At 55.5% G+C, this 14,658-nt stretch carries 12 protein-coding genes; 8 read left to right on the forward strand and 4 right to left on the reverse strand.

The features are described 5' to 3' along the window. Positions 1–111: 111 nt before the first annotated feature. On the reverse strand, positions 112–1,542 hold the full coding sequence (locus BFV63_RS15845; RefSeq protein WP_003860562.1) for a 6-phospho-beta-glucosidase: 1,431 nt from the start codon (positions 1,540–1,542) through the stop codon (positions 112–114). A gap of 266 nt (positions 1,543–1,808) precedes the next feature. Here BFV63_RS15845 and purM point away from each other — a divergent pair, with 266 nt between their 5' ends. The 4 genes from purM (at position 1,809) to ppx (ending at position 7,315) form a co-directional block, all read left to right on the forward strand. Next, a complete protein-coding gene (gene purM / locus BFV63_RS15850; protein ID WP_003860563.1) occupies positions 1,809–2,846 on the forward strand; it encodes a phosphoribosylformylglycinamidine cyclo-ligase in 1,038 nt (345 codons plus the stop codon). Continuing rightward, positions 2,843–3,484, forward strand: a complete 642-nt coding sequence (purN, locus tag BFV63_RS15855; RefSeq protein ID WP_006811493.1) for a phosphoribosylglycinamide formyltransferase — start codon at positions 2,843–2,845, stop codon at positions 3,482–3,484. Before purM ends, purN begins: the two co-directional genes overlap by 4 nt. Positions 3,485–3,712: 228 nt before the next feature. After that, entirely contained in the window at positions 3,713–5,773 is a 2,061-nt protein-coding gene (gene ppk1 / locus BFV63_RS15860; protein ID WP_022651559.1) for a polyphosphate kinase 1, read from the forward strand. A 3-nt stretch (positions 5,774–5,776) separates the two neighbouring features. Next, entirely contained in the window at positions 5,777–7,315 is a 1,539-nt protein-coding gene (gene ppx / locus BFV63_RS15865) for an exopolyphosphatase (protein ID WP_003860570.1), read from the forward strand. Between the two features lie 4 nt (positions 7,316–7,319). On the opposite strand, the gene BFV63_RS15870 is transcribed toward ppx, so the two are convergent. Beyond that, positions 7,320–9,560: an EAL domain-containing protein gene (locus BFV63_RS15870; protein WP_023314636.1), complete on the reverse strand. Its 2,241-nt coding sequence runs from the start codon at positions 9,558–9,560 to the stop codon at positions 7,320–7,322. A gap of 368 nt (positions 9,561–9,928) precedes the next feature. On the opposite strand from BFV63_RS15870, the gene BFV63_RS15875 reads away from it, so the two are divergent. Continuing rightward, positions 9,929–10,099, forward strand: a complete 171-nt coding sequence (locus tag BFV63_RS15875; protein WP_017383512.1) for a YfgG family protein — start codon at positions 9,929–9,931, stop codon at positions 10,097–10,099. On the opposite strand, the gene BFV63_RS15880 is transcribed toward BFV63_RS15875, so the two are convergent. Next, complete coding sequence (locus BFV63_RS15880) at positions 10,096–10,986, reverse strand: LysR family transcriptional regulator (RefSeq protein WP_003860578.1); 891 nt, start codon at positions 10,984–10,986, stop codon at positions 10,096–10,098. The genes BFV63_RS15875 and BFV63_RS15880 overlap by 4 nt on opposite strands. Positions 10,987–11,083: 97 nt before the next feature. Between BFV63_RS15880 and BFV63_RS15885 the strand changes: the two genes are divergently transcribed. Genes BFV63_RS15885 through BFV63_RS15895 form a run of 3 tightly spaced genes read left to right on the forward strand, consistent with a single transcriptional unit; the run spans position 11,084 to position 13,589 of the window. Beyond that, positions 11,084–12,313 carry an MFS transporter gene (locus BFV63_RS15885; protein WP_048240419.1) on the forward strand — a complete coding sequence of 410 codons (1,230 nt, stop codon included), beginning with the start codon at positions 11,084–11,086 and terminating at the stop codon, positions 12,311–12,313. A gap of 51 nt (positions 12,314–12,364) precedes the next feature. Further along, complete coding sequence (locus tag BFV63_RS15890; RefSeq protein WP_048240418.1) at positions 12,365–12,832, forward strand: DUF6130 family protein; 468 nt, start codon at positions 12,365–12,367, stop codon at positions 12,830–12,832. 10 nt (positions 12,833–12,842) lie between these two features. Further along, on the forward strand, positions 12,843–13,589 hold the full coding sequence (locus BFV63_RS15895; protein WP_003860584.1) for an alpha/beta fold hydrolase: 747 nt from the start codon (positions 12,843–12,845) through the stop codon (positions 13,587–13,589). A 129-nt stretch (positions 13,590–13,718) separates the two neighbouring features. Here the strand turns inward: BFV63_RS15895 and BFV63_RS15900 are convergent, their stop codons facing one another. Beyond that, entirely contained in the window at positions 13,719–14,555 is an 837-nt protein-coding gene (locus tag BFV63_RS15900) for a MipA/OmpV family protein (RefSeq protein ID WP_048240417.1), read from the reverse strand. Positions 14,556–14,658: the final 103 nt, after the last annotated feature.

Raw genomic sequence — 14,658 nt, forward strand, 5'->3', positions numbered from 1 at the left:
AAAAAAGCCGGAGGCGAGGCTCCGGCTTGGGGCGGGATTCTGCCGGGTGGCGCTAACGCTTACCCGGCCTGGACATCCCGTAGGCCCGGTAAGCGCAGCGCCACCGGGCAATTATAGCTGCTCTCCGTTGCTGGCAATCACCTGCTTATACCAGTCGAACGATTTCTTCTTGCTGCGGTTCAGCGTACCGTTACCTTCGTTATCTTTATCGACAAAGATAAAGCCGTAGCGTTTCTTCATCTCGCCGGTGCCGGCAGAGACCAGGTCGATACAGCCCCACGGCGTGTAGCCCATCAGATCCACGCCGTCTTCCACCACCGCTTTTTTCATCTCGCGGATGTGGGCGGAAAGGTAGTCAATGCGGTACTGGTCGTTCACCGTGCCGTCGCTCTCCTGCACGTCGATCGCGCCAAAACCGTTTTCCACAATAAACAGCGGCAGCTGATAGTGATCCCAGAACCAGTTCAGGGAGTAGCGCAGCCCGACAGGATCGATCTGCCAGCCCCAGTCCGATTTCTGCACGTACGGGTTAGAAACCAGGCTCTTGCTCTCGTCGTAATCCAGCGTCGGATTATCCGCCGTCGCTTTGGTAGCGAAAGACATGTAGTAGCTGAACCCGATGTAATCCACGCAGCCCTGGGTCAGCGCCACTTTATCTTCTTCGGTAATATCCAGCGCGAAGCCGCGACGTTCAAAGTAGTTGAGCAGATGCTGCGGATACTTGCCGCGCACGTGAACGTCGGTGAACCAGTAGCGGCGATGCATGGCGTTCATCGCCATCATCATGTCGTCCGGGGCACAGGTCAGCGGATAGATGGGGCACATGGCAATCATGCAGCCGATTTGCAGTGACGGGTTGATCTCGCGCCCCGCCTTCACCGCCAGAGCACTGGCCACCAGCTCATAGTGCGCCGCCTGGAACATCACCGGCTCGCGATCTTCTCCCGGCGCATATTTCAGCCCGGAGTTGGTAAACGGCGCAAAGTCTTCGTGGAAGTTGGCCTGGTTGTTGATCTCGTTAAAGGTCATCCAGTACTTCACTTTATGCTGGTAGCGCTCAAAAACGACCTTCGCGAAGCGGACAAAGAAGTCGATCAGCTTACGGTTGCGCCAGCCGCCGTATTCCGTCACCAGGTGGAAAGGCATCTCGAAGTGGGAAAGCGTGATCACCGGCTCGATGCCGTGCTTCAGGCACTCGTCGAACAAATCGTCATAGAATTGGAGTCCCGCTTCGTTCGGCTCCAGCTCGTCGCCTTTCGGGAAGATACGCGTCCAGGCGATGGAGGTGCGAAAGCATTTGAACCCCATTTCGGCAAAGAGTTTGATGTCTTCTTTATAGCGGTGATAGAAGTCGATGGCTTCGTGGTTTGGGTAATTTTTCCCCTCCATCACGCCGTTGGTGATTTCACGCGGTACCCCATGGGCACCTGCCGTCATGACATCGGCAACGCTCACGCCCTTGCCGCCCTCTTTCCAGCCGCCTTCAAGCTGGTGCGCCGCAACGGCCCCACCCCACAGAAAACCTGCTTTAAATCCTGACATTCGCTATCCCTCATTCTGCGTTATTTTCTGCAAAAACAGTTACAGAAACCGGTTTCAGTTTGATGATGTGCAAAGGGGATTGCCGTTGCAAGCAGATCGCCGAAACCGGTTTCATTTTCGTGAACAGAGTCAAGTTTGTTGCCCTGTACAGGCCGCACAGAAAAAAAGATCCCCACGCCGAGAATAGGCTCGCAAACGTTTGCCTGGACTGTTAGAATTGCGCCGATTTTTCTTACTAGCTATGCAATCGCGTGGGGATTTAAGCCGTGACCAACAAAACTTCTCTCAGCTACAAAGATGCCGGTGTTGATATTGACGCAGGTAATGCGCTGGTTGACCGAATCAAAGGTGTGGTGAAAAAAACCCGCCGCCCGGAAGTGATGGGTGGCCTGGGTGGATTCGGCGCACTGTGCGCGCTGCCGCAAAAATATCGTGAACCTGTGCTGGTCTCGGGTACGGATGGTGTCGGTACAAAACTGCGCCTGGCGATGGATCTTAAGCGTCACGATACGATTGGTATCGATCTGGTGGCGATGTGCGTCAACGACCTGGTGGTACAGGGCGCTGAGCCGCTGTTCTTCCTGGATTACTACGCGACCGGCAAGCTGGACGTGGATACCGCAGCCAGCGTCATTAACGGTATCGCCGAAGGCTGCCTGCAATCCGGCTGTGCGCTGGTCGGCGGTGAAACCGCAGAAATGCCTGGCATGTATCACGGTGAAGATTATGACGTCGCAGGCTTCTGCGTCGGCGTGGTAGAAAAATCAGAAATTATCGACGGCAGCAAAGTGGCTGACGGCGATGTGCTGGTTGCGCTGGCCTCCAGCGGTCCGCACTCCAACGGCTACTCTCTGGTGCGTAAGATCCTCGAAGTGAGCGGTTGCGACCCGCTGACCACCGAGCTGGACGGCAAACCGCTGGCCGATCACCTGCTGGCCCCGACCCGCATCTACGTGAAAAACGTGCTGGAGCTGATTGAGAACGTTGACGTGCACGCCATCGCTCACCTTACCGGCGGCGGCTTCTGGGAAAACATTCCGCGCGTGCTGCCGGATAATACCCAGGCGGTGATCGACGCCTCCTCATGGCAGTGGCCGTCCGTCTTCAACTGGCTGCAAACCGCAGGCAACGTGAGCGAGCATGAAATGTACCGCACCTTTAACTGCGGCGTGGGCATGGTTATCGCCCTGCCCGCCAGCGAAGCGGATAAAGCGATTAAGCTGCTGACAGAAAAAGGTGAAAACGCGTGGAAAATCGGTACGATTAAAGCTTCCGATTCCGAACAGCGTGTGGTCATTGAATGAAAAACATCGTGGTGCTCATTTCCGGCAACGGAAGCAATTTGCAGGCAATCATAGACGCCTGCAAACAGAAGAAAATCAATGGCACCATTCGGGCAGTATTCAGCAACAAGGCCGATGCATTCGGCCTTGAGCGCGCGCGGGAAGCGAACATTCCTGCGCACGCGCTGGAAGCCAGCCAGTTCGCCGGGCGTGAAGCCTTTGACCGTGAGCTGGTGCAGGAGATTGACGCCTACGCGCCTGACGTGGTGGTGCTGGCAGGCTACATGCGCATCCTGAGCCCGGCTTTTGTTGCACACTACGCCGGACGACTGCTCAATATCCACCCTTCCCTGCTGCCAAAATACCCCGGTCTGCACACCCATCGTCAGGTGCTGGAGAACGGCGATGAGGAGCATGGTACCTCCGTGCATTTCGTCACCGACGAGCTGGACGGCGGTCCGGTCATTTTGCAGGCAAAAGTACCGGTCTTTGACGGCGACAACGAAGACGACGTGACCGAACGTGTGCAGACGCAGGAACACGCCATTTATCCGCTGGTGGTAAGCTGGTTTGTCGATGGACGTCTGGAGATGCGCAACGGCGCAGCCTGGCTGGACGGCGTGAAGTTGCCCCCGCAGGGTTATGCTGCCGAAGAGTAGTGTGTTTGAATTGCCCGGCGGCGCTTCGCTTGCACGGGCCTACGGTCCCGTAGGTCGTGGTAAGCGCAGCGCCACCCGACATCCCCTCCCCCAACCCTCTAAATTCCCCAATAAAAAAATAACTGTCATACTTTTCTGGCACTGTTGGACATATCGTGGAAATGCTCGCCATAATAAGGACGAGACGGATTTACCACGTCCTGTGATTGAACTGGAGTGTGAGCTGTAATGGGTCAGGAAAAGTTATACATCGAGAAAGAGCTAAGCTGGTTAGCATTCAACGAACGTGTACTTCAGGAAGCGGCCGATAAAACCAACCCGCTGATTGAACGTATGCGTTTTTTAGGCATCTATTCCAACAATCTGGATGAGTTCTACAAGGTTCGCTTCGCCGAACTGAAACGCCGAATCATCATCAGCGAAGAACAGGGCTTAAACTCCCACTCGCGACATCTGCTTGGAAAAATCCAGTCTCGCGTCATGAAAGCCGATCAGGAATTTGATGGCCTCTATAACGAGCTGCTGCTGGAAATGGCACGCAACCAAATCTTCCTGATCAACGAACGCCAGCTCTCCGCGAATCAGCAAAACTGGCTGCGCCACTATTTTAAACATTATCTGCGCCAGCATATCACCCCGATTCTGATCAACCGTGAAACCGATCTGGTGCAGTTCCTGAAAGATGACTACACCTATCTGGCGGTAGAAATCATTCGTGGTGAGACCATTAACTACGCGCTGCTGGAAATACCGTCTGATAAAGTCCCACGCTTTGTAAACCTGCCGCCGGAAACCCCGCGCCGACGTAAACCGATGATCCTGCTGGATAACATCCTGCGCTACTGCCTGGACGATATCTTCAAAGGCTTCTTCGATTACGACGCGCTCAACGCCTACTCTATGAAGATGACCCGTGACGCCGAGTACGATCTGGTGCATGAGATGGAAGCCAGCCTGATGGAGCTGATGTCTTCCAGCCTCAAGCAGCGCCTGACGGCGGAGCCGGTGCGGTTTGTCTATCAGCGTGATATGCCGGACGCAATGGTGGAGATGCTGCGCGATAAGCTGACCATCTCCCGCTACGACTCCATTATTCCCGGCGGGCGTTACCACAACTTTAAAGATTTCATTGGCTTCCCGAACGTCGGCAAAGCCAATCTGGTGAACAAACCGCTGCCGCGCCTGCGCCATATCTGGTTCGATAAGTTCCGCAACGGGTTCGACGCCATCCGCGAACGGGATGTACTGCTCTACTATCCGTATCATACCTTTGAGCACGTGCTGGAATTGCTGCGTCAGGCCTCATTCGATCCGAACGTGCTGGCGATTAAAATCAATATTTATCGCGTGGCGAAAGATTCCCGCATCATCGATGCGATGATCCACGCGGCGCACAACGGCAAGAAAGTGACCGTGGTAGTTGAGCTCCAGGCTCGCTTCGACGAAGAGGCCAACATCCACTGGGCGCGCCGACTGACGGAAGCGGGCGTGCACGTCATCTTCTCCGCGCCGGGGCTGAAAATTCACGCCAAGCTGTTCCTGATCTCCCGTAAAGAGGGTGACGACGTGGTGCGCTACGCCCATATCGGTACCGGGAACTTTAACGAGAAAACCGCGAGAATCTACACCGACTATTCGCTGCTGACTGCCGATGCCCGCATCACCAACGAAGTGCGTCGGGTGTTCAACTTCATTGAGAACCCGTACCGCCCGGTGAGCTTCGATTATCTGCTGGTGTCACCGCAGAACTCACGGCGCCTGCTGTACGATATGATCGACAAAGAGATTGCCAATGCGCAGAACGGCTTGTCGTCCGGCATCACGCTGAAGCTTAACAATCTGGTGGACAAAGGGCTGGTGGACCGCCTGTACGCGGCCTCCAGCTCTGGCGTTCCGGTAAATCTGCTCATTCGCGGCATGTGCTCGCTCATTCCGGAACTGGAAGGCATTAGCGATAACATCCGCGTGATCAGCATTGTGGATCGCTATCTTGAACACGATCGCGTCTATATTTTCGATAACGCCGGTGATAAGCGCGTATACCTCTCGTCCGCCGACTGGATGACGCGTAACATTGATTACCGTATTGAAGTGGCGGCACCGCTGCTGGATCCTCGCCTGAAGCAGCGTATCCTGGACATTATCGAGATCCTGTTCAGCGATACGGTGAAAGCACGTTATATCGACAAAGAACTCAGTAATCGCTATGTACCGCGCGGCAATCGCCGTAAAGTGCGCTCGCAGCTGGCGATTTACGATTACATTAAATCACTTGAGCAACCCGATTAACCTATGCCAATAAACGATAATACCCCACGCCCGCAGGAGTTCGCTGCGGTCGATCTTGGCTCAAACAGTTTCCATATGGTCATCGCCCGCGAGGTGGATGGCGCGATGCAGATCATCGGTCGTCTGAAGCAGCGTGTGCATCTGGCCGATGGTCTCGACGCACGTAACATGCTGAGCGAAGAGGCTATGGAGCGCGGGCTGAACTGCCTGTCGCTGTTCGCAGAACGTCTGCAAGGCTTTTCACCGTCCAGCGTCTGCATCGTTGGAACGCATACGCTACGCCAGGCGCTGAACGCGCCGGAATTTCTTAAGCGCGCGGAAAAGGTTATCCCCTACCCGATTGAGATCATCTCCGGTAACGAAGAAGCGCGCCTGATTTTTATGGGCGTGGAGCATACGCAGCCGGAAAAAGGCCGCAAGCTGGTGATTGATATCGGCGGTGGCTCCACGGAACTGGTGATTGGCGAAGACTTCGAACCGCGTCTGGTGGAAAGCCGCCGTATGGGCTGCGTCAGCTTCGCGCAGATGTATTTCCCGGGCGGCGTCATCACCCGCGAAAACTTCCAGCGCGCGCGCATGGCCGCCGTTCAAAAACTGGAAAATCTGGCCTGGCAATACCGTATTCAGGGCTGGAACGTGGCGCTGGGCGCATCAGGGTCGATTAAAGCGGCCCATGAAGTGCTGCTGGCGATGGGTGAAAAAGACGGGTTTATTACGCCCGAGCGCCTGGTGAAACTCACCGAAGAGGTGCTTAAGCATAAGAGCTTCGACGCCCTGAGTTTGCCGGGTCTGTCCGACGAACGCAAAGCCGTGTTCGTACCGGGGCTGGCGATCCTCTGCGGCGTGTTTGACGCGCTGGCGATCAAAGAGCTGCGTCTCTCTGACGGCGCCCTGCGTGAAGGCGTGCTGTATGAGATGGAAGGACGTTTCCGTCATCAGGATATTCGCAGCCGTACCGCGCAGAGCCTGGCCAACCAGTACAACATCGACCGTGAACAGGCGAAGCGCGTTCTCGAAACCACGGTGCAGATGTACGAGCAGTGGGAGGAGCAAAATCCTAAGCTGGCGCATCCGCAGCTGGCCGCACTGTTAAAATGGGCCGCCATGCTGCACGAGGTGGGGCTGAACATTAACCACAGCGGAATGCATCGCCATTCAGCCTATATTCTGCAAAACAGCGATCTGCCTGGCTTCAACCAGGAGCAGCAAACCATGATGGCGACGCTGGTCCGCTATCACCGCAAAGCCATCAAGCTCGACGATCTGCCGCGCTTTACGTTGTTTAAGAAAAAGCAGTTCCTGCCGCTCATTCAGCTGTTGCGCCTGGGCGTATTGCTCAATAATCAGCGACAGGCGACCACCACGCCGCCGACGCTGAAGCTAAAAACGGATGACTATCACTGGACGCTGAGCTTCCCGCACGACTGGTTCAGCCAGAACGCGCTGGTACTGCTGGATCTGGAAAAAGAGCAGCAGTACTGGGAAGCGGTCACCGGCTGGCTGTTGAAGATTGAAGAAGAGAGTTCAGAGGCGGCAGCGTAACGGCTCAGGCGCTCTCCTGAGAAGGCTCCGTGTCGAGCAACGTATCAAGCTCAGCCGGCAACCCAATCAAATAGCCCTGCACATAATCGATACCTAGCGCGTGCACCGCGCTACGTATCTCTTCTGTTTCCACATATTCCGCCACCACCAGCATTTTCTTCATCCGGGCCAGATGGCAAATAGAAGCCACAATCTGGTAATCCAGGCTGTTGCTGACAATATTGCGAATAAAACCGCCGTCGATTTTGAGGATGTCGGCGTCCACGCTTTTTAACCGCGCATAGCTGGCGTAGCCGGTGCCAAAATCATCAATGGCGATCCGGATGCCCATTTTTTGTAATTTCCTGAGGGTAGACGCCGCCAGATCCGCATGACCAAAGGCGCTGCTTTCGGTCACTTCAAAGATCAACTGCCATGCTTCAACGGCGTATTTAGCTAACAGGCGGCTCACTTCAAGCGGGAACTGCGCCCGGTAGACGGTAGAAGGTGCGAGGTTGATCGCAAAGCGCTGGCCCGGCAACCGCTGGCGGTGCTGTGCCAGGAAACTCAACGTACGCTCCAGTACCCATAAATCGACACGCGACGATAAACCAAATTCCTGTGCTATGGGCAGGAACTGTTCGGGAAAGATCAGCGCCCCATTATCATCACGCATTCGCAGCAGCACCTCGTGATAACAATCGCCGCGCAGCCCGCGAACGGGTTGAACCAGCAGGGTAAAAGCGTCCTGCTCCAGCGCGGCCTGTAAACGGCTCATCATCGCGACCTTATCTTTCAGGCTACGCTGCAAGTGAACAGCCCCGCGCTGCTGAAGATTTTCCGGGTGGTTGGTAGAAAGGGAGAGATCGGCCACGATGCCCAGCTCCCCCAGCACCAGATAGAGGTGATTGACGGGTGAGCGCACATAGCAATAGCTTATGCCGACCTGAGGCTGTACCGGCATACCATCCCAGACAAAAACGAACTGCTTGATATGCTCGTCCAGCGTCTCAATGCGCTGTTGATGCGACTCCGCATCCAGACGCACCGCCATGTCATACCCGGTGAGGTGATAGACTCGCTCATTGGGCTGAAGAGTGCCGTTTATCCATTGCGCCAGCTGCTGTTTATACTGGATCCGCAGCATCACGCCGTAATTGCGTCCCAGTACCTCCAGCTCGGGCACGCGCAGTAAACAGAGCGCTGACCACGGATGACTGGCCAGCTCGCGCGACAGCGCCCGCAGGTTGGGCATATGCACCACCGGATCGAGAAAAGCCTGACTGCGGGAGCGAATATTGATGGCGCGCTGGCGTGTCGCCAGCATCGACATGTACGTCACAACGAAGGAAAAGACCAGATAGCTGGATGAGGTGATCGCCAGCTGAATGCCATACCCCTCTTGCACCGGAATGTAGTGATAAAAAAAGTGAATCGACACCAGCAGGACCGGCGTCCAGATGAGTGACATCAGCTTGTAGCCAAAGCGCATCGCCCCCCAGAGCATCACGGGCATCAGCAGGGACAAGGTGTAGTTGGTACTGAAAATGGAACTGTTTGCATTCATGGGCAGCAGCAGCATGACCAGCAACCCGCCCAGGGCTAAAAACCACACCACAAACTCAACGGCCGTCACCTTTTTGTCTATTTGCGCGCGGAGCTGGGACATCAGTCCCTTGATATAGCGCGGATGCCGTATCAGGCGGATCAGCAGGTAGCTTAGCGGCACGCCCGTCAGCCCGCTCACCAGTAGCCCCTGATAGTTAATAAGTGTCCGAATATTGAGGGGATTTAGCCCCGCGAGGCTCTGGCGGCTCTCATAAATGCCGAGATAAACCGCAAACTGAAACAGCACCAGAAAAAGCGTTGCCGGACAAAATACCTGCCAGAAAATACGCTGCCCCATCAGGCGTATGTCACCGTAAGCGGTCATATTACGCCGGGGCGCAAATACGCGATAACCGCCCCAGCTGAGCACCAGAGGAACGATAAAATGCAGAATGCCAGCCACGGTTTCAAATAACCCAACGGAGGGGTAATAACGTAAAAATAGCGATACCACCACCCCGGGGAGGGCTTCCAGGCCAAAGAACAACATCAGCGCCAGCAGAAAAGAGAGCGGGAGATAATAGAGCGCAACGATACCGTCGCCCAGCTGCGTTAAGGTATTAGCCACACTTAGTACCGGGAGTAACACGACGGGTAAAATAAGAGGAAGTGCCCACCAGCGGTCTTTATTTTGCTTCAGGATGTGGTGAATATTCATAGATGCTCGTTTACAACCCTTGCGCTCCAGAGGGTAAAGGAAGACAGGCATCCAACCTGACGTACACGTTGCCCGGAAAATTCCTGGCAAGCACAGTGGAGGAGGGATTTTAAATATCAACGACGGGATGCGGTTGACCTAAATCAAATTAATTTATCTGAATAAACCTTTCTTACGTTTTTTTTGAATATTTTTCCTGTAATTATCAATGCGATAAATAAAAGCGTTGTTTTTAATAACATAAATTAATGTAAGCATTGACGGTATTTTACATTTCGCCGAATTGACCCAGACTTGCGGCTGTGCCTTAATAGCCGTATCGCCCAAAAGGGTATACTCAGGAAAAGAAAGTGAGTCAGGCTACGCGTATGCGAAAACGACATCGATTTAACACCCGGATGACCCGCATCATACTGCTCATCAGTTTCCTGTTTTTCTTTGGCCGCTTTGTTTATTCCTCCATTGGCGCCTGGTATCACCATCAGGACAAAATTCAGTCGCAGCAATCAGGCCTCGTTGTGGATTCGCCCGAGCGCTAACGTCCATGTTCACGCTGTAACAGCCGAATAATTACCGTCATCCCTTTGCTGAGGATCTTATCCTGACGCATCACTATCGCCAGTTGCCGGCGCAGAACGGGCGTTAACGATTGAACGCGTAATCCCTCCCGGTCGTCGGCATGCTCCACCGCCATTCGCGGCACAATACTGTAGCCCAGCCCTGCACGTACCATGCGTTTGATGGCCTCAATACTGCCAAGCTGCATAACCGGTGAGACGGCTAGTCCGCGGGCTTCAAACCAGCCGTCAATCAACGTTCGCGTACCGCTGCCCGACTCAAACGCAATGAGCGGCTGAGCGTATAAAGAGTCTGGCGTAAACTGCTCCCCTTCTTCCGGCTGAACCTGCGCGCCAATCCAGACAAACTCTTCCTGCATCGCGTGCATAATCGCCAACGTACGACCGCTCGCCGGTAGCGTGACCAGCCCCATATCCAGCCGATTCTCCTCAATCGCCCTGACGATATCTGGCGTATTTCCCGTCGTCACTCCGATCCGTAACAGGGGATACTCCTCACGAAGCTGCTGCAACAGCGCTGGAAGCAGATGAATACAGGCCGTCGCGCCCGTGCCGAGCGTGATGGTGCCGCTCACTTCCTGATTGAACGCGCTAACCGAACGAATTGTCTCCTCAACCGCCAGTTCAAGACGTTCACCGTGCACCCGTAGCGCCTCACCGGCAGCAGTGGCTTTGATTCCACGCCCCGTACGTTCGATCAGCCGCGTCTGAAGAAACTGCTCCAGCTGGCGTATTTGCAGGCTGACGGCGGGCTGGGAAATACCCATTACATCTGCTGCCGCAGAAAAGCTGCCGCGTTGAACGACCAGACGAAAAGTGGCGAGGTGTCCCAGATTGAGCGTCGTCATGCAAAGTTTCTCTTATAGGGTGAATAAGGATACGGCTCTGCCAGCACAATACCGCGCCCTGTATGCTCGGGACAACTGCCTAACGGAATGAAAAATAATGGAAACACCTGCACTCCCTCGCCGTCTTGCGCTCACTGCGGGATGTAATCAACTCATTAACTGGGGGATCTCCTTTTACATGCCGGGAACCTTTGCTCATGCCATTACAGCAGACCGAAGCTGGTCGTCCCCCAAAATCTATCTTGGCCTGACGCTGGCCATGCTGGTTATGGCTATTGTCTCGCCGTTTGTCGCTCCTCTGCTGGCGCGTTTTGGTGGACAAAGGGTGGTAATGAGCGGGACCTTGCTGATCGCCGTAAGCTGTCTGTCAATGGCCTTTACGCCCACACTTTCAGGCTGGTATGGCGCCTGGTTGCTGACCGGCATCGGGATGCGCCTGTCGCTGTATGATGCGCTTTTCTCCGCTCTTGTGAACCTATACGGACCGCAGGCACGCAGGACAATCTCTCGTGTCACCCTGGCAGGCGGGCTGGCGTCCGCTGTCTTTTGGCCGCTGGGAGACGCCTTACTGAACGTGATGGGTTGGCAGGATGCGCTGAAGATCTACGCCCTGTTCGGTCTGCTCAGTGCCCTGCTTCTTCGGCGCTTCCCGCGCCAGCGCTTTACGGTCAAGCCCAAAGCATGTACGCAGGTTTCCCCTCTTGACAGGCGTAATGGCTGGCTTTATGCAACCTTCATTGCTCTCATCACCTTCGTCTCTAACGGCACCTCTACACACCTTCCCGAATTTATCGCCAGCTTCGGCCTGCCGGTCGCCGTCGGCATGCTGTGGGGAATGGGGCAGACCGGTGCGCGCCTTATGGAGGTGCTGGCAGGGGCGCGCCTCACTCCGCTAAAACTGACGCTTTTCACTGCGCTCGCCATGCCGCTTTGTTTTCTCATCGGACTGAGCAGCGACATGCTGGCCTGGTGTGCCGCCGGATTTGTGTTCGGCTTTGGTGCCATTAACGGGCTGGTGACTATCGTCAAAGCGACGCTACCCCTGGAACTGTTTAGTACAGAGCGCTATGCCAGCCGCACCGGGCTGCTGCTTATTCCAGGCCAACTGATGGCAGCCGCCTCTCCGTTTGCGTATGCGTGGCTGAATAAGTCGCTGGGTATAACAGGCGGAATGTGGGTTTCCGCAGGACTGACGCTGGTCATTGCGGGGTTCGCAGTGGCGCTCGTGCGCAGCCCAGGCAAACAAACTGTATCGCACTGTATCCCGAGCGCTACGCTGACAAACCGGTACAAAACGCCCGCAGAAGCAAACATCCCCGATACATAAAAATGGTCTTCTGTATCCCTCGCCATAATAAACTGATGAGGAGAGACACAGATGATTCGTCGATATTTCCTGCTTCCTGTATTTGCGCTGACGTCCTTTGCTGACGCACTGGCCGCACCGTTGGATGGCCTGAGCGCTGCTGATGTTAATGGCCCGGCCGCCGTAGCGCCGCAGGAAAAACCCCAGCCGCCAGCAAAACTGATCGTCGACCCACCGCTGGCGGGACCGCTGAGTAAAGGTGCGGTCTTTATTCAGTACCGCGTCGAAAACCTGCGCATTGAACCTGTATTTGGACCCGACGCGCTGAAAGTCACTCCGCGTATCGGCCATATTCACGTTGTGGTGGATGACGCGCCCTGGCACTGGGCTGATACCAGCGGCGAGCCGGTGATCCTGGTCGGGCTGCCCGCCGGGAAACACAAAGTAACCATCATCGTTGCCGACCCGACGCATAAGCCCATCGACCATAAAACCGTTGAGTTCACCGTGCCGCCACACGCCGCGGTCCATCACTTTTAAGGAGCCTGTTATGAAAGCATTGTCTGTATTAACAGCGGCGCTGCTGGCGGTTTCCACCAGCGCGCTGGCAGAGACGAAAGCCAGCGTGGTGCTGGTGCACGGGGCGTTTGCCGACGGCAGCAGCTGGAATAAGGTGATTACCCGGCTGCAAAAACACCATAACGAGGTCATTGCGGTACAACTTCCGCTCACGTCTCTGAAAGATGATGTCGCCGCCACGCAGCGTGCTATCGCCCGGGCTCATGGAGACGTTGTGCTGGTCGGGCACTCCTGGGGCGGGTCGGTAATCAGCGAAGCGGGCAATAATGCGCGGGTGAAGTCTCTGGTTTACGTTGCCGCTTTTGCGCCGGATTCCGGCCAGTCGACCGCAGATCTGGCAGACAGTTATCCTGCTCCGCCAGGGAGCGCCAGCCTCGCTAAAACGTCAGAGGGGTATTTATATCTGCCGACAAAAGCGGTCAGCGAGAATTTTGCCCCTGACGTGAAGGACGTTGAGCGCAGCGTGATTGCCGCGACGCAAAGCCCTATTAAGGCCGATGCGTTTGGGGAGAAAGTCGCGCATGCCGCCTGGCATGACAAACCGAGCTGGTATGTGATCAGCAAAAATGACCGGATGATCAATCCTGAGCTTGAGCGCGCAATGGCGAAGAAAATCAACGCCAACACCACGGAGGTAGCGGCAAGCCATGTATCGATGGTCAGCCAGCCGGACGTCGTTACCCGTACGATTGAACAGGCGTTATCGGGTCAACAGTGATAAAAAAGCCCGCATGATGAACGGTCCGACTTCGGGCCACGCCATCCTGCGGGCTTTATGCACTTCTGGCTCCTGCAACGGGGTTATGTGCGGTTTTGTCACAAACGCGCCTTCCCCCTCTCTTAACCATCAGAAGCTGTACGTCACCTTCAAACTTCCCACAGGAGACGTTTTTCGCTGAACAATGGGGCTATCGCCAGCCTCTCCCGTCAGCTGCGTAACGCCAGCTGCGGCAAGCAGGCTCCAGCGGGAGGTGAGCTTATGAGTCCAGTCCAGGTTCAGCGAATACGCATATAGTCCCGATCCGGCATCGTGTCGGGCAAAACCCGATGCGGCCGACTGGGCGGCATTCACCCCGTAATAGGTTTGCACGTACTTACTGGATCCCCAGCTACCGGTCAGCGCCAGCGTTAACGCATTTTTCGGAGATGTATAGAACGGGCTGGCAATGCCGAAATGCACAGCTTCACCATTGTCTCTCTCAGAAACCGGGACCTCTGCCTGCAACTGCACGGTCAGCCAGTCAGTCACCCTGTATCCCAGCCCTGGCACAACGATAGCTGAGCCTTTAATGTCACCCATTCCTCGCAGGTCGTCGCTGCCGGAGGCGATCGAATCGCTGCTTACGTCGCGATCCTTACGTCCTGCGCGATAGCTCAGCGCTGCGTTGTAGTCCAGGTTACCGAAGCTGTTGCCGTAGCCGATCCCCCGCGTGGTGCTGACAAAAAAACCATTGGCCATCGCGTAATCAACCACCTGAGCCGCAGAGACCCGGCTCTTGTCCGAACCGGAATAGCGTGGCGCAACATCCACGCCGCCTCCCAGGGTTAACACGTTGCCCTGAGGCTGATCTGCCGCCAGGGTCGGGGTAGCCAGTAACGCCAGGACGGCCCCCGGCAAGATGCTTTTCATGCTGCGACCGATGCGTGAACGGGGGAAACTATTACGCAGTGTGATGTTTCTCATTAAAGAAGCCCTTTGGATTCAGATGATTGCGATACAAGCGGTGTTAAACGCCAGAGCGCTCATTCTGAATACTCACCCTAAGGTTCTTATGAGCCGTAAATGA

The sequence above is a fragment of the Enterobacter hormaechei subsp. xiangfangensis genome, assembly GCF_001729785.1.
GTDB lineage: Bacteria > Pseudomonadota > Gammaproteobacteria > Enterobacterales > Enterobacteriaceae > Enterobacter > Enterobacter hormaechei_C.